Origin of the sequence: Bradyrhizobium sp. 62B, from assembly GCF_030272265.2 — a bacterium.
Lineage (GTDB): Bacteria > Pseudomonadota > Alphaproteobacteria > Rhizobiales > Xanthobacteraceae > Bradyrhizobium.
On sequence record NZ_CP092841.2, the window covers coordinates 5,399,101 to 5,414,041 of the forward strand.

14 protein-coding genes are annotated in these 14,941 nt (G+C 65.3%); 5 read left to right on the forward strand and 9 right to left on the reverse strand.

What is annotated here, in order from left to right; genetic code table 11:
* Positions 1 to 45: 45 nt before the first annotated feature.
* The gene (locus ML401_RS25900) at positions 46 to 1,395 is read right to left on the reverse strand and encodes an 8-oxoguanine deaminase (protein ID WP_285807415.1); all 1,350 of its coding nucleotides are present in this window, start codon (positions 1,393 to 1,395) and stop codon (positions 46 to 48) included.
* A 165-nt stretch (positions 1,396 to 1,560) separates the two neighbouring features.
* Between ML401_RS25900 and ML401_RS25905 the strand changes: the two genes are divergently transcribed.
* The 3 genes from ML401_RS25905 to ML401_RS25915 are packed head-to-tail and all read left to right on the forward strand — an operon-like array spanning position 1,561 to position 6,525.
* Positions 1,561 to 2,385 carry an FAD binding domain-containing protein gene (locus ML401_RS25905; protein WP_212067740.1) on the forward strand — a complete coding sequence of 275 codons (825 nt, stop codon included), beginning with the start codon at positions 1,561 to 1,563 and terminating at the stop codon, positions 2,383 to 2,385.
* Complete coding sequence (locus ML401_RS25910) at positions 2,382 to 5,105, forward strand: molybdopterin cofactor-binding domain-containing protein (RefSeq protein WP_285807416.1); 2,724 nt, start codon at positions 2,382 to 2,384, stop codon at positions 5,103 to 5,105. Before ML401_RS25905 ends, ML401_RS25910 begins: the two co-directional genes overlap by 4 nt.
* A 22-nt stretch (positions 5,106 to 5,127) precedes the next feature.
* Positions 5,128 to 6,525 carry a nucleobase:cation symporter-2 family protein gene (locus ML401_RS25915; protein WP_285807417.1) on the forward strand — a complete coding sequence of 466 codons (1,398 nt, stop codon included), beginning with the start codon at positions 5,128 to 5,130 and terminating at the stop codon, positions 6,523 to 6,525.
* Here the strand turns inward: ML401_RS25915 and uraD are convergent.
* The 5 genes from uraD to ML401_RS25940 form a co-directional block, all read right to left on the reverse strand.
* Positions 6,522 to 7,409, reverse strand: coding sequence for a 2-oxo-4-hydroxy-4-carboxy-5-ureidoimidazoline decarboxylase (gene uraD / locus ML401_RS25920; RefSeq protein WP_285807418.1), 888 nt, complete (start codon positions 7,407 to 7,409; stop codon positions 6,522 to 6,524). The genes ML401_RS25915 and uraD overlap by 4 nt on opposite strands.
* A 2-nt stretch (positions 7,410 to 7,411) precedes the next feature.
* Positions 7,412 to 8,347 (reverse strand): allantoinase PuuE, encoded by a 936-nt coding sequence (gene puuE / locus ML401_RS25925; protein ID WP_285807419.1) that lies wholly within the window; start codon positions 8,345 to 8,347, stop codon positions 7,412 to 7,414.
* A 1-nt stretch (position 8,348) separates the two neighbouring features.
* Positions 8,349 to 8,762, reverse strand: coding sequence for a DUF3830 family protein (locus ML401_RS25930; RefSeq protein ID WP_285807420.1), 414 nt, complete (start codon positions 8,760 to 8,762; stop codon positions 8,349 to 8,351).
* Positions 8,763 to 8,849: 87 nt separating this feature from the next.
* On the reverse strand, positions 8,850 to 9,125 hold the full coding sequence (locus ML401_RS25935) for a hypothetical protein (protein ID WP_285807421.1): 276 nt from the start codon (positions 9,123 to 9,125) through the stop codon (positions 8,850 to 8,852).
* A gap of 1,262 nt (positions 9,126 to 10,387) precedes the next feature.
* A complete protein-coding gene (locus ML401_RS25940; protein ID WP_194403545.1) occupies positions 10,388 to 10,795 on the reverse strand; it encodes a hypothetical protein in 408 nt (135 codons plus the stop codon).
* Between the two features lie 292 nt (positions 10,796 to 11,087).
* Here ML401_RS25940 and ML401_RS25945 point away from each other — a divergent pair, with 292 nt between their 5' ends.
* Entirely contained in the window at positions 11,088 to 11,345 is a 258-nt protein-coding gene (locus tag ML401_RS25945; RefSeq protein WP_212069170.1) for a DUF2798 domain-containing protein, read from the forward strand.
* Positions 11,346 to 11,399: 54 nt separating this feature from the next.
* Here ML401_RS25945 and ML401_RS25950 read toward each other — a convergent pair whose 3' ends face one another.
* The 3 genes from ML401_RS25950 to ML401_RS25960 form a co-directional block, all read right to left on the reverse strand.
* The gene (locus ML401_RS25950) at positions 11,400 to 13,187 is read right to left on the reverse strand and encodes a chloride channel protein (protein ID WP_211416551.1); all 1,788 of its coding nucleotides are present in this window, start codon (positions 13,185 to 13,187) and stop codon (positions 11,400 to 11,402) included.
* A 12-nt stretch (positions 13,188 to 13,199) separates the two neighbouring features.
* On the reverse strand, positions 13,200 to 13,853 hold the full coding sequence (locus tag ML401_RS25955; protein WP_211416550.1) for an L-fuculose-phosphate aldolase: 654 nt from the start codon (positions 13,851 to 13,853) through the stop codon (positions 13,200 to 13,202).
* Positions 13,854 to 14,009: 156 nt separating this feature from the next.
* Positions 14,010 to 14,636 (reverse strand): MarC family protein, encoded by a 627-nt coding sequence (locus ML401_RS25960; RefSeq protein WP_194403549.1) that lies wholly within the window; start codon positions 14,634 to 14,636, stop codon positions 14,010 to 14,012.
* An 87-nt stretch (positions 14,637 to 14,723) separates the two neighbouring features.
* On the opposite strand from ML401_RS25960, the gene ML401_RS25965 reads away from it, so the two are divergent.
* Positions 14,724 to 14,930, forward strand: coding sequence for a hypothetical protein (locus ML401_RS25965; protein WP_091966675.1), 207 nt, complete (start codon positions 14,724 to 14,726; stop codon positions 14,928 to 14,930).
* The last annotated feature ends 11 nt before the right edge of the window (positions 14,931 to 14,941 follow it).

Genomic DNA, 14,941 nt, shown 5'->3' on the forward strand with positions numbered 1-14,941 from the left:
AGAAGCACCCGGCACTTGTGGTCGCCCCCTCTTTCAATTCTGTTCCTATCCTGCCTGCATGGCCCGCGCCGCGGAACTGTGGCGACGGATGAGATCGGGGACATCGAGGCCCGGAATCGCGCCATCGATCACGGCCCATTGTCCGGCGACCATCACCCGATCAGCCCGATGGGCTCCGCACAGCACCAGCGCGGCCAGGGGATCGCCATGGCCGGAGAAGCGCAATTCGTCGAGCTTGAACAGCGCGAGATCGGCCGCCTTGCCGACGGCGATCTCACCGAGCTCGGGCCGGCCGACGCAGGCCGCCGAGCCCTTGGTGGCCCAGCGCAGCGCATCCTTGTGGCTGACTTTCGTTACGCCATAGCGGGCCCGTTGCAGCAGGAACGCCGCCCGCACCTCCTGCATCAGGTTCGATCCGTCGTTCGAGGCCGAGCCGTCCACGCCGATCCCGATCCCGACGCCGGCCTCCTCCATCTCGCAGACCGGACAGCAGCCGGAGGCCAGCAGCTGGTTGCTGCACGCGCAATGGCTGATGGTCGTCTTCGCCTTGCCGAGGCGCTTCATCTCGTCCGCGTTGAAGTGGATGCCATGGGCGAGCCAAGTTCGCGCGTTGAGCCAGCCGCATTGTTCGAGATAGTCGAGCGGACGGCAGCCATACATCTGCTGGCAGAATTTGTTCTCGTCCTCGGTTTCGGCGAGATGGGTATGCAGGCGTACGTCGAGCTTGCCCGCGAGATCGGCGGTGGCGCGCATCAAGGACGTCGTCACCGAAAACGGCGAGCACGGCGCCAGCGCGATCTGCACCATCGCATCCGGACCGTGTTGGTGGTGTTTTGCGACCACGCGCGCGCTGTCGGCAAGGATCGTGTCCTGGTCCTGCACCACGCTGTCGGGCGGCAGGCCGCCGTCGCGCTGCGACAGGTTCATCGAGCCGCGCGTCAGCAGGACGCGCACGCCGAGCCGCTTTGCCACAGCCACCTCGATGTCGACGGCATCTTCGAGTCCTGCCGGGAAGACGTAGTGGTGATCGGTCGTGGTAGTGCAGCCCGACAGCAGCAGCTCCGACATCGCCACCGTGGCGCCGAGCTCGAGCGACTCCGGCGTCAACCGTGCCCACACCGGATAGAGCGCCTGGAGCCAGGGGAACAGCTCGCGGTCCATCGCCGCCGGCAGCGCCCGCGTCAGGGTCTGGTAGAAATGATGATGGGTGTTGATCAGGCCCGGCAGCACGGCGTGTTCGCTCGCATCGAACACCCCGACATCGGCGGTCGCGGGTGTGCCGCCGGCCGGCACGAGCTCGACAATCCGGCCGCCCGTCACCACAATCCCACGCTCGGCACCGTCGGCGAGGATGGCCAGGGGATCCCTGATCCAGATCGGCCTTGCATCGCTCATGATCCCGCTTCTCCTCACATTCGCTGACGACGGGACCGCGAGGCGGAGGCGGGTCCAATCACGGTCTTGCTGCGACTTGGCATTGCGACTTCTTCTTGCGACTTGGCTCCGGTCTTGCAAGACTTTCCGTTGGACGATTCACCCGACGCAAGCGTGGGCGCAGCCATGGATTTGAATACCATCACAGCGGTCGCCCATCCGCAAACGCGCGCACAGCTGCCGGTTTGGACGGCAGGGGATGCTTGGCTCGCGGGCGGCACCTGGCTGTTCTCTGAACCGCAAACCCACCTGACACGGCTGATCGACCTCACCGATCTGAAATGGCCGGCGCTGACGGTCACCGACAGCCATCTCAGCATCGCCGCGACCTGCACCGTCGCGCAGCTCGATGGTTTCGCCTGCCCGCCCGACTGGCTCGCAGCGCCGCTGATCGGCCAGTGCTGCCGGGCCTTTCTTGCCTCGTTCAAGATCTGGAAGACGGCGACTGTCGGCGGCAATCTCTGCATGTCGTTGCCGGCAGGGCCGATGATCTCGCTCACCGCGGCACTCGATGGCGTCTGCACCATCTGGAAGGCCGGTGGCGGTGAGCAGAAGATTCCGGTCGTCGACTTCGTCACCGGCAACCAGCGCAACCGCCTGACGCCGGGGGACCTGCTTCGCCAGATCGATATTCCGCTTGCCGCGTTGAAACGCCGCACGGCGTTTCGCCAGATCTCGCTGGCGCCGGTCGGCCGCTCGGCCGCCCTCCTCATCGGCAGCCTCGATGCCGATGGCACACTGCTGCTGACGATCACCGCATCGACGGTGCGGCCGATCCAGCTGTCCTTTCGCAACGCCCCGGACGCGACTGAGCTGCATGATGCGATTGCACAGCAGATCACGGATGATCTGTACCACACCGACATCCACGGACAGCCGCTCTGGCGCAAGCACATGACAGTGCGGCTTGCCGAGAAGATCCGCTGCGAGCTCTTGGGAGTAACACCGTGAGCTTCGAGATCAACGGCAAGACATTTGCGCAGGCGCCGCGCGCCGGCCAATGCCTGCGCACGTTCCTGCGCGAGCTCGGCCATTTCGGCGTGAAAAAGGGCTGCGATGCCGGTGACTGCGGCGCCTGCACCGTGTTGCTCGACGGCGAGCCGGTGCACAGCTGCCTGATCCCGGCATTCCGCGCCGAGGGACGCCCCGTGACCACGATCGAAGGTCTTGGCGGCGACCACGGCCCGCATCCCATGCAGCAGGCCTTCCTCGATGCGCAGGGCTTTCAATGCGGCTTCTGCACCGCCGGCATGATCCTGACCTGCGCCTCGCTGAACCAGGCCCAGCGCACCGATCTCGGCGCGGCACTGAAGGGCAATATCTGCCGCTGCACCGGCTACCGCGCGATCGAGGATGCATTGCTTGGCAGGATCAATGTCGAGGCGAGCGTCGAGCCCGGCGCCGCCTTCGGCCGCAGCCTGCCGGCCCCGGCAGGCCCCGACATCGTCCGTGGTGCGGCGCGCTACACGTTCGACACAGCGATCGACGGCCTGCTCCACGTCAAGCTGGTGCGGTCGCCTCATGCTCACGCCAGGATCGTCGCGATCGACAAATCGGAGGCACTGAAGGTTCCGGGCGTGCACGCGGTGCTCACGCACGACGACGCGCCCCCGGTGCTGATCTCGACCGCGCGGCACGAGATGGATTGGATGGACCCCGAGGACACCCGCATCCTCGACGACGTCGTCCGCTTCATCGGGCAGCGCGTTGCTGCAATCGTTGCCGAGACCGAAGCCGCGGCCGAGGAGGCCTGCCGGCGGCTGAAGGTCGACTACGAGATTCTGCCGGCGCTGATCGACCCCGAGCAGGCGATGGCGGCGGGCGCGCCGATCATTCATCCTGACCGCACCACCGCGAACCGCATCGCCCATCCTCAGCGTAACCTTGCGGCAGAGATTCATGGCGAGTTCGGCGATGTCGCCTCTGCGCTCGCCACGTCGGCCGTTACCTATGAGGCAACGTTCCACAGTCATCGCGTGCAGCATGCAGCGCTGGAAACCCATGGCGGGCTGGCGTGGCTGGACGACGCAGGCGTGCTTAATGTCCGCACCTCGACGCAGGTGCCGTTCCTGACCCGCCGCGCGCTGTCGGACATCTTCCAGCTTCCCATGGACAAGGTCCGCGTGTTCTGCGAGCGCGTCGGCGGTGGCTTTGGCGGCAAGCAGGAGATGTTCGTCGAGGATATTCTGGCGCTCGCCGCGCTGAAAACCGGACGGCCCGTGACGCTGGAGTTCACCCGCGAGGAGCAGTTCATCGCGACCTCGACGCGGCACCCGATGCGGGTCCACATCAAGGCCGGCGCCGATGCCGACGGCAAGCTCACCGCGCTGCAGCTCGATTTGCTCTCCAACACCGGCGCTTACGGCAATCACGCCGGGCCCGTGATGTTCCACGCCCTGGCGGAGTCCATCGCCGTCTACAATTGTCCGAACAAGCGGGTCGATGGCTTTGCGGTCTACACCAATACGGTGCCGGCGGGGGCGTTTCGCGGCTATGGCCTGCCGCAATCGCAGATCGCGATCGAGGCTGCGATCGACGAGCTAGCGAAACAGCTCGGCATCAGCCCCTACGAGATGCGCCGACGCAACATCGTCAGGCCCGGCGACCCCATGGTGTCGCCGCCGCCGTCCGAGTTTCACGACGTCGTCTACGGCTCCTACGGGCTCGATCAGTGCCTCGATCTCGTCGAGCGCGCCATGCAGGCCGATGGCACGCAGCCCGACCTATCGCCGGAATGGCTGATCGGCGACGGTATCGCGCTGACCATGATCGACTCCGCGCCGCCGGCCGGCCATCTCGCCGACGCCACGATCGCGCTCAACAAGCACGGCGGCTTCGACCTCACCGTCGGCACCGCCGAGTTCGGCAATGGCACCAGCACGGTGCATCGGCAGATCGCGGCGACCACGCTTGCGACCACCGTCGACAAAATCGGCCTGCGCCAGTCCGACACCGCCCATGGCGGCCACGACACCGGCGCCTATGGCAGCGCGGGCACTTTCGTCGCCGGCAAGGCGACGCATGCGGCCTCCATGCAGCTCGCGACCGAGCTGAAAGCGGCCGCCGCCGGCGCCTGGCTGTGCGACGTCGGGACCTGTGTGCTCGAGGACAATGCCGTCGTCAGCGGCGTGAGGCGCATGTCCTTTGCGGAGCTGGCGGAGCTCGGCCGCGAGCGCGGACACATGTTCGCGGGCAACGGCAATTCCGGCGGCACGCCGCGCTCGGTCGGCTTCAACGTGCAGGGTTTTCGCATCGCCGTGAACCGGGGCACCGGCGAGCTCAGGATTCTCAGGAGCGTGCACGCCGCCGACGCGGGGGTCGTCGCCAATCCCATGCAGTGCCGCGGCCAGGTCGAAGGCGGCGTCGCCCAAGCGCTCGGCGCCGCGCTCTACGAGGAAATGGTGATCGACGCGAACGGCCGCGTCATCAACGCGAAATTCCGCGACTACCATTTGCCCTCTTTCGCCGACGTGCCGCGCACCGAGGTGTTCTTCGCCGTGACATCCGACACCGTCGGTCCCTTGGGGGCGAAGTCGATGAGCGAGAGTCCGTACAATCCGGTCGCCGCCGCGCTCGGCAACGCCATTGCCGATGCCACCGGCATCCGCTTCACCGCGCCGCCGTTCAAGCCGGACCGGCTGTTTCCGGCGCTGCTCGACAAGTTTGGTTAGGAATGTTTCGGGGGATTCATCCATGACCAGCGAAGTCCATCCCGTCGACGAGGTCCTGCCGATCCCACGCCTCCTGGCGCTCGGGCTCCAGCACGTGCTGGTGATGTATGCCGGCGCGATCGCGGTGCCGTTGATCGTCGGACGCGCCTTGAAGCTGCCGCCGGAGGATGTCGCCTTCCTGATCAGCGCCGATTTGTTCGCCTGCGGGCTCGCGACGCTGGTGCAATGCATCGGCTTCCCCGGCGTTGGCATTCGCCTGCCCGTGATGATGGGCGTGACATTCGCTTCAGTCGGTCCGATGCTGTCGATGGCGGCAGCGCCCGACATCGGCCTGCTCGGCATCTACGGCTCCGTCATCGCCGCAGGCCTGTTCGGCATCATCGTCGCACCGTTCGTCAGCCGGCTGCTGCCGCTGTTTCCTCCTGTCGTCACCGGCAGCATCATCCTGATCATCGGCATTTCCCTGATGCGCGTCGGCATCAACTGGGCCGGTGGCGGTCTGCCGACGCTCACCAGGACGGTCGACGGCGTCGCCGGCAGCTTTCCCAATCCGGCCTATGGACAGTTGCAGGGCCTGGGCATCTCGCTATTCGTGCTGCTGTTCATTCTCGGCCTGATCAAATGGGGGACCGGCTGCCTCGCCAATGTCTCGGTGCTGCTCGGCATCATCGCCGGCGCCGTGCTCGCGAGCATTCTGGGCGTGATGCGTTTCGACAAGGTCGCCGCCGCCCCATGGGGCGCGCTCATGGTCCCGTTCCGCTTCGGCATGCCGCAATTCCATCTGGTGCCCGTTATCACCATGTGCGTCGTCATGATCGTGGTGATGATCGAATCGCTGGGGATGTTCCTCGCGCTCGGCGAAATCACCGGCAGGGCCGTCGGCCGCGAGGCGCTGAGCCGCGGCCTGCGTGCCGACGGTGTCGGCACGCTGCTCGGCGGCATCTTCAACACGTTCCCCTACACCTCGTTCTCGCAGAATGTCGGCCTCGTCTCGGTCACCGCCGTGCGCTCGCGCTGGGTGACCATCACCGGCGGCGGCATCATGCTGGTGCTCGGGCTGCTGCCGAAGCTCGCCGCACTGGTCGAGGCGGTGCCGCTGGTCGTGCTCGGCGGCGCAGGCCTCGTGATGTTCGGCATGGTGGCGGCCACAGGCGCGCGCATCCTCACCTCGGTCGATTTCCGCAACAACCGCTACAATCTCTTCATCGTCGCAATCTCGATCGGCTTCGGCCTGATCCCGCTCGCCGCCCCCGGCTTGTTCCGGAATTTGCCGCACGATCTCCAGCCGCTGCTAGAATCCGGCATTCTGCTCTGCGCGATCGTCTCGGTGTTGCTGAATGCCTTCTTCAACGGCCTGAGCGGCGGCGCGGCCGCGGAGACGGACGCCGCGGCGGTCGCCTCATCCGCGCAGCATGTTTAGCTGCCGCGATAGGTCGAATAGCTCCACGGCGTCACCAATAGCGGCACGTGATAGTGGCCTTCCGGCTCGCTGATCGCGAAGCGCAGCGGGATTTCGTCGAGGAAAGGCGGATCGGTGAGCTGCACGTTGCGCTCGGCGTAATATCCGGCAATGCTGAATCTGAGCTCGTAGCGGCCGATCGGCAACGGGCGGCCGCCGATCAGCGGCTGATCGGTGCGGCCATCCGCATTGGTGACCGCGCGCGCAATGACGCGGCTCTCCCCCAGCGTTGCGAGCTCCATGAGTTCGACCGGAATGCCGGCCGCAGGCCTGCCGATATGATTGTCCAGCACATGCGTCGACAACCGGCCATGCACCTTCAGCTTGTCATCGGCAGTGACGAGCTGATCGAGTCGCAGTGCCGAGATGCGGCCGATCTCCTCGATCGCACGGCGCGTCTCGGTCTTGACGATGTTGCGAAGCCTGATCTCGAAATCGCGCAGCACAGAATCCTTGGTGTGCCGGCGCACGCAGACGATATAGGGGAAGCCGAACTTGTCGCGGTAGGCGTTGTTGACGCGCTCGAACGCGGCATATTCGGCATCCGACAGCCGGTCGAGGCCGGCGCTGTTCTGCTCGTCGGTCGATTCCGCCGTGAGCCCTGCCGCGCGCTGGGTCTTGCTGGCGAGATCGGGATGCGCGCGGATCAGGGCCAGTTGCACGTCGGGCTGGGCGCTTTGGATCGCCCCCATCAGTGCCGTGTGCAACTGATTGATGCCGGCGAATGGCCGCCTGTCGGCGAGCTGCTCGGCGATCCACGGCGAATATTCCACGACGTTGGCAAGCGCGGCGACAAAGTCGGCCTTGGTGGCGGCATTGAGATCGGACAGAGAGATTTGCGGCATGATCAACCGATCTCAAATGCGTCGGCGGCAAGATGCGCGTGCCTGGCGTGCCAGTGCTGCGCGATCTGCAATCGCGTCGGTACCCAGACACGCTCGTGCTTGCCGATATAGTCGAGGAAGCGGATCAGGCCCGCAGCGCGGCCGGGCCGGCCGGCGAGGCGGCAGTGCAGGCCGACCGACATCATCTTCGGCGCGGTCTGCCCCTCGGCATAGAGCACGTCGAAGGCGTCCTTGAGGTAGGTAAAAAACTGCTCACCTTCGGCAAAGCCCTGCGGGTTGATGAACCGCATGTCGTTGGCGTCAAGCGTATAGGGAATGACGAGCTGCTTGCCGTTCGCGCCCTTGATCCAGTAGGGCAGATCGTCGGCGTAGGAGTCGCAGAGATAGAGGAAACCGCCCTCCTCCATCAACAGGCGGTTGGTGTTGATCGAGGAACGTCCGGTGTACCAGCCGAGCGGTCGCGTGCCGGTGGCTTCGGTATGGACGTGGATCGCCTCCGCGATCTCGGCGCGCTCCTGCGCCTCGGTCATGTCCTTGTGCTCGATCCATTTCAGGCTGTGGCTGGCGATGTCCCAACCCGCCTCGTTCATCGCAGCAACGATCTCGGGGTTGCGCTTCAGCGCAGTGGCGACGCCGAACACCGTGGTCGGCCAGTTGCGCTCGCCGAACATCCGCCACAGCCGCCAGAAGCCGGCGCGCGAGCCGTATTCGAACATCGATTCGATATTGGCGTGGCGCTGGCCGGGCCACGGCTGGGCGCCGAGCACGTCGGACAGGAAGGCTTCCGAGGCGCGGTCGCCATGCAGGATGTTGTTCTCGCCGCCCTCCTCGAAATTGACGACGAACTGCACCGCGATGCGGGCATCATCGGGCCATTCCGGGTGCGGCGGGTTGCGGCCGTAGCCGCGGAGATCGCGCGGGTAATTGCTATCGGTCAAGTCAGACTTCCTCGAAGCGGATCGGCAAGGCGCCCTTCCACAGCACGCTGTTGCCCAGTGTTGCGAGATTCTCAAGGCCAGAGGTCAGCGTGATGAAATGGTTGCCGGCGAGCTGCCCCATCTTGCTCGCGAAACGCACGCCGCCATAGGCCAGCAGGATCTCGGTCTCGCTGATGCCGCCGGGATAGAGAATGATATGGCCGGGCGCGGGATAGCTGGTGGGATTCTCGTAGCCGACGCCGAAATCGAGATCGCCGAGCGGCATCCACACGGCTTCGCCGCTCCAGCGCACGTGAATGATGTGGCTTTCGAACGGCAGCGACTTGCGAAAGGCGGCGACCGTCTTGGGTGCCAGCTGCTCCTCGAAGCGGGCGTCGAAGCTGAATTCGCCGGCGCGGATAACGAGTTTGCTCATCGCGTCTCTCTGGATCGGGCCGGGTGGCCCCGGGAAACGCTCAAGCAAGAGCACTCCCGCCCGCTTCGCGCAAGTGGCGCGGTCGCATCACCTGCGGTCGTAGGACCAGCCGAAAATGCCGCTCCGCCTGACCTCCGGCTCGGCCGCTGCCTGCGCCGGCGCCTCCTTCAGTTCCGCTTCCGGCGACGGTGCGGGCGGTGTCGGCAGGGTCTCGCATTTCATCGAATACACCAGCTTGCCATCCGCGGTCCGCCCGATCGGGGCACAGGGATCGGGATGCGCCGCATTGGTCTTCGGCGTCATCTTGACTTGCGCCGCCACCGGCGAGGCCAGCAGCAGCAGGACCAGCAGATATCTCGACATCGTTGTCGCCTGGAAGCTTAATTGATGCCATTGAACCGGATTGCGGCCGGCAAGTCCATCGGCGCTAGTGGGCATGATTGCCGAATATTTGACCGGCGTGTGCCGGCGGGCTTCGCATCGGATGACCGGGGCGGAACGAAAGAGCAGGAGGCAGCACGTCATCGCGTGTCCCGGCTCTGCAGCGCATCGCAAGGGCGCTGCGCTGCGTCCGGGGCACGCGAATGGAGTGTGAGGCACTCTTTCCACGTCATTGCGAGAAGCTCGCGACAAGATTGCCGAGCAATTTTGCGCTGATGCGACGAAGCTTCTAGAATCTCTCCGCGGATGGATTTCCGGATGCTTCGCTCCGCTCGCGATGACGGAGGATGAGGCGACGGCATCGCTCTCCCCGCCCTACGAAATCCCAGTGCGTGGCACGGTTCAGATCGCAGACATACTTTCGCAGCCTCGCGGCTGATTTCGCCCGAGCTTTGCTTCATCTTCGCACCCTCAAATCCAAGAGGGCACAGGGAAGGCCGGGTGCTGACATCGCACCCGCGGTCCGCTGCGCGAAATGCACACGCAGAGAGAACCGCACAGCAGCATACAGGTGGTGCCGATCACTCGGCCTTCCCTGCGCGATGGTCGGACGGCTTATGCCGCGCTCTCCCGGGAGCCGAACTTTCCTTTGGCCTCCCTCGCCGTTCGAATTGAATGATGCCGTCCACCCGGTTGGGCTCGCGCGCATCTTCGATCCGGCTTGACCGTAGCAACGACGGTTAGGACCACACGGTTTTGCCGTACGCACGGCCCGCCATGTCGCCGCAGTATTTCCAACCCCGTCGACGGAGCTGCGAAACTTACAGGCGAGACGAAGCCTAGCAGCGCCGCTCGTCCACACGCGGTTTCGGGCTCACAGGGACACCCCGCCCTGCCCGTCCCATCTCGTGCCGACGCTGCCGCGTCCACCGCAAGCCCGGCTCGCGATCAAGACGACCTCGAGATCGCCCCTCCTGGTGAACCGGGATGGGCAACACATACGCCATTTCCGAATTTCGGTAAAGTGGAATATCTTTAGCGAGACGGATTGACCGAGGGCGACACAGGCCAACCTCCCCCGCTCCGTCATCCTTCGAGGCCCGCCGGAGAGGCGAGCACATCCAGCGACAACGGCTCTGCCGTCACGCGGGGGTGACGGCGATGGAGTCGCTCATTGTCTCTACGGATTGCGCCGGGCGGCACTTCGCGCCGACCCGCTAACTTCATCCGGACGAAACGACCACCTAATATGGCTGGTAGCCGTAGCCCGGGTCGTAATACAGACCGCCACCGCCGCCGTAATAGCCTGGGCCGCCGTAGTATCGGCGCGGGCCGTAATAGCGGTTCTCGTAATACTCCTGACGCCGACTCTCGGCGATGGCGCCACCGATCACCCCCGCAGCAAGGCCCATGAAGGCGAGACCGGCGGCGTTCGGCCCGCGTCGATAATAATGGTGACGCCGGGCTGCGCTGAAATCGGTGACGTCGGAGGAAGCTTGGGCTGCCGCTGCAGCCTTTGCGGACACCGCCGGGGCCGACCCCTGGGATGCCGCGGCCGAGGGCGACGCAGAGGCTGCGAGCAGCGCCACGCCTGCGAGCGCGGCCAAGACCGTGTTGCGGCCGGCTGCGGATCTCTTCGGTCCATCACTCATCTTGATCTTCCTCTGTTCTGGCTCAAAAAATAGATAAGCAAACAGTGTGTAACGCGCAAACCACTGAAATGGTTTCCTGATCGCGGCAATCCGCCACGCTTCGAACGATTGTAAATCGAACGGCCGCATCCCAGCTTGCGCCCTCCAACCTGAGCGGATAATGAACAGCCGCGCCGTTTTTCCGGTCGCCGTAAGCGTTTCACGTGAACCAACGCATCAACCGACGCTGTCGGGATCGATGCCATTTGATGGGTTCAACGTGACTGACGCGTCCTTTTCCAAGAGAAATCAGATGATTGTGGTTCGCAAACTGCCGGCGCGCTATGCGCCGATCGTGATGCCATTCGTGCTGTCCATCCTCATGACGGCCGTGGTGTCGGTCATTTCGACGCTTCGGAGCCTGGGAGCAACGCCGGCGTTCCTCGCGACCTGGCCGGGCGCCTGGGCGCTATCCTGGCTGGTCGCCTTTCCGACGCTGCTCGTGGTGCTGCCGATGGTCCGGCGGATCGTGACGCTCCTTGTCGCGCCCCCGTCGCAGCCGGGGCGATAATGGCGTGGACGGCGGCGCATGGAGCCGCCGTCCCGCACCCAAGGCTCCGTGATCCTACGACAGCGCGCCCAGCACGCCGCGCGTCGCCTTGTCGATCTCCTCGACATAGCGGCGGCGGGCGAAGTTTTCGGTGAGGAAGCCGACCACCTTGCGGCTGTCGGTGGAATCGACCACCGCCAGCATCTCGGCTTCGGCCTCGTCGAACACCGCCATCGCCGACTTCACGTTCATTTCCGGGATCAGCACGATGTCGATCAGACGGGCGAGCTCGATCACCTGGATCTCGTCGGCGATGGTGTCGAGGTCGTTGGAGAACAAATCGGGCAGCAGGACGAGGCCGACATATTCGTCGGCGTTGTTGACGATAACCACGCCCGGCCGCGAGCCCAGCACGAATTCGCGGCGGACGGCGGCGATCGTGGTGGTCGAGGGCACCTTGCCGACATCGGAGCGCATCAAGCGCTCCACGGTGAGATTGCGCAGCCAGCCGACGTCATTGGCACTGCGGATGGTCTCGCCACGCAGATGCAGGCGCCAGGTCGAGAAGGAATGGCCGAACATGAAGCGGACGCAGATCGAGGTGACGATGCAGCCGGCCAGCACCACGGCGGTGACGTCGACGTTGCGGGTCATCTCGAGCACCAGGAACGACATGGTGAGCGGGCCGCCGACAATGGCGACGCCGAGTGTCGCCATGCCCGTCAGCATCGCGACCAGCGGATCGATCGCAAAGTTCGGACTGATCAGGAGCAACACCGCGGCGAAGAACTTGCCGATCAGGCTGCCGACAAACAGCGATGCGAAAAACAGACCGCCGCGGAAGCCCGAGGCGAGCGAGATCAGGCAGGCCGTCACCTTCAAGGCGATGATCAGCGCGATCATGCCGATCGCCATCTCGTGAAAGAGATCGAGCACCATGGCGCCGTGGCCGGCCGCCAGCACCTGCGGCGTGACGATCGCGAATCCGCCGACGATGAGACCGCCGGTCACCGGTCGCAACCAGACCGGCATCCATTTGAACAGCCGCTCGAACATCGGCGAGGAGCGCATCACGGCGATGCCGACGCCGCTGGTGACCAGCGCGAGCCCGATCAGAGCCAGGTATTGCTCGACGCCGACGGCGCTGACCTTTGGGATCTCCAGCGAGTACGGCGCGCCGCCGAGCCATTGCGCGGTCAGCGCGCCGGCGAGCGAGGCGGCCAGGATCGGCGCGGCGCTGCCGACCGAATAGACGCCGACGATCAGCTCGCAGGCATAGAAGGCCCCGGTGATCGGCGCGCCGAACGCCGCCGCGATCGCCGCGGCAGCCCCGCAACCGACCATCAGGCGCAGATCGTTGCGGCGCAGATTGAAGAACTTGCCGAACAGCGAGGCGATCCCCGAGCCGATCTGGGTATAGCCTGCCTCGAGGCCGACCGAGGCGCCGCAGCCGTTGGAGATCAGCGTCTGGCTCGACACCACCACGCTGTCGCGCATCGACAGATTGCCGCCGCGCAGCGCATTCGCCTCGATCGGGTCGACCGCGCTCGAGATCTTCATGCGCCGCCGCGACCATTCCATGATGCCGAGCGCCAGCCCGCCGAGCGCAGGCGCGATCAGCGCCGCCCACGGACTCACATAGGCATTGGAGGAGAGGCGCACGTCGATGGGGATGCCGTAGATCACCACATGCGCGATCTGCGCGATCTCGGCCATCAGCGTCACGATCGCCCCGGCCAGCGTGCCGATCACCAGCGCCAGCGGGATCAGGTAGAACTCGTTGCTGCGCAAGAGGGCGCGCAGCCGAACCATGGTCCGGTTCGTTCCCTTGCGATCGACGAGATGCCTGAGCCGCACGAACACTTTCTGCCTGCCCTACCCTTCCGACAGGCCGTAGCCGGCCATGCGCTGGCGGACCCGCTCGATCTCCTCACTGGGGAGCAACGGCGGTTGCCCGACCTGGAGACAGCCGTGATATTGCCGCGCCAGCGTCTCGACCTCGACGGCGAGCCACATCGCCTTGTCCAATGTCTTGCCGATCGCAATCATGCCGTGGTGGTCGAGCAGGCAAGCCAGCCGGCCCTCCAGCGCCCGCACCGCATGTTCGGACAATTCCGCGGTTCCAAACGTCGCATAGGGCGCGCAGCGGATGCTGTCGCCGCCGGCCGCTGCGATCATGTAGTGCACCGGCGGAATCTCCATGCCCATGATCGCCAGGATGGTGCAATAGGTCGGATGGGCGTGCACCACGGCGTTGACGTCGGGCCGCGACTTCAGGATGTCGCGGTGAAACCGCCATTCGCTCGACGGCTTCTGATCGGGCGCATGCGCGCCGTCCATGGTCATGAAGACGATCTGCTCGGGCGTCATGGCCTCATAGGGCACGCTGGTCGGCGTGACCAAGAGCCCGTCCACATGCCGGACGGAGATATTGCCGGAGGTGCCTTGGTTGATGCCGAGCGCATTCATGCGCCGGCAAGCGTCGATGATGGCCTGTCTCTTGGCGACCTCGTCCGTTGTCATCGACATCCCGATTCCTGACGATGGGCTTGTTAGACCGGAAGTACGTCAAAGCAATATGGCAGTGCAAGCGAAAGCGGCCCGGATCGGGTGCCGCCTCGGCGCCCTTCCGGCAAAATCACGAAATGGGCGGCAAAATCAACGGATTCACCTGACGCCGCAGCCCTATGACAGGCTGGCCCGGACGGCCGCAATCCCGTTGATCACGAACTGCACGGAATAGGCCGCGAGCAGCATGCCGAGAACGCGCGAGAGCACGGCATTTCCGGTGCGTCCGAGGGTCTTCGCGATCAGGTGGGCCGAGACGAAGCACAGCATGCAAAGCAGGCAGACCGACAGGACGACGGCGATGATGATCGCGAGCCTTGCCCCATAATCGGCGCTACCGGAAAGCAGCAGCGTGGTCGCGATCGCCCCGGGGCCGGCCATCATGGGGATGGCCAGGGGAAACACTGCGACATCGGAGGCGTGCTCCGCGGTTGCCTTGTCGGCCTCGCGGGCCTCGCGATGCGGTCGATCGCCGAAGATCATCTGGTAGGACACGCCGAACAGCAGCAGCCCGCCGGCGATCTGGAAGGCGGGGATGCCGATCCCGAGCTGGCGCAGCAGCCAGTTTCCGACCAGCGCGATCATCACCAGGATCGAGGCCGCGATCAGTGGCGCGCGCAACGCGATCGTGCGTTTGGCCGTGTCGGGCATGCTCCCGGTGGCCGCGATGAAGGCCGGCGCGAGGCCAACCGGATCGACAACCAGCAGCAGCGTCACGAAGGCGGACAGGGCGAAGTCGAGCATGGTCGGCGTGGTCCTTGGACGCAGGAACGATGGCGGCCGGGCTGACTTAGCCCAGCAAAGCCGCTTTGCAAATCACCGGAGACGACAATGAGCGACAGTGGAATCGGAATGCTCCTCGGCCAGCTCTCGGCCAACCTGCTCTGGCTCTGGTTCATCGGCGCGTTCGTGCTCGGCGGGGTCCTCGTCTATGGCGTGATGAAGGCCGGTCACCTCAAGCGCAGCGAGCGGGCGCAGCTCGATCGCAACACCGAGGCACGACAGCGCCAGGAAGATCCCTACAAGCGTCCGACCTGAGTGAGCGCCGC

Excerpts from the sequence above, each read along its gene's own strand:
- ML401_RS25900 (WP_285807415.1), bottom strand. The coding sequence starts at position 1,395 with ATGAGCGATGCAAGGCCGATCTGGATCAGGGATCCCCTGGCCATCCTC.
- ML401_RS25905 (WP_212067740.1), top strand. The coding sequence starts at position 1,561 with ATGGATTTGAATACCATCACAGCGGTCGCCCATCCGCAAACGCGCGCA.
- ML401_RS25915 (WP_285807417.1), top strand. The coding sequence starts at position 5,128 with ATGACCAGCGAAGTCCATCCCGTCGACGAGGTCCTGCCGATCCCACGC.
- uraD (WP_285807418.1), bottom strand. The coding sequence starts at position 7,409 with ATGCCGCAAATCTCTCTGTCCGATCTCAATGCCGCCACCAAGGCCGAC.
- ML401_RS25930 (WP_285807420.1), bottom strand. The coding sequence starts at position 8,762 with ATGAGCAAACTCGTTATCCGCGCCGGCGAATTCAGCTTCGACGCCCGC.
- ML401_RS25935 (WP_285807421.1), bottom strand. The coding sequence starts at position 9,125 with ATGTCGAGATATCTGCTGGTCCTGCTGCTGCTGGCCTCGCCGGTGGCG.
- ML401_RS25940 (WP_194403545.1), bottom strand. The coding sequence starts at position 10,795 with ATGAGTGATGGACCGAAGAGATCCGCAGCCGGCCGCAACACGGTCTTG.
- ML401_RS25945 (WP_212069170.1), top strand. The coding sequence starts at position 11,088 with ATGATTGTGGTTCGCAAACTGCCGGCGCGCTATGCGCCGATCGTGATG.
- ML401_RS25955 (WP_211416550.1), bottom strand. The coding sequence starts at position 13,853 with ATGTCGATGACAACGGACGAGGTCGCCAAGAGACAGGCCATCATCGAC.
- ML401_RS25960 (WP_194403549.1), bottom strand. The coding sequence starts at position 14,636 with ATGCTCGACTTCGCCCTGTCCGCCTTCGTGACGCTGCTGCTGGTTGTC.
- ML401_RS25965 (WP_091966675.1), top strand. The coding sequence starts at position 14,724 with ATGAGCGACAGTGGAATCGGAATGCTCCTCGGCCAGCTCTCGGCCAAC.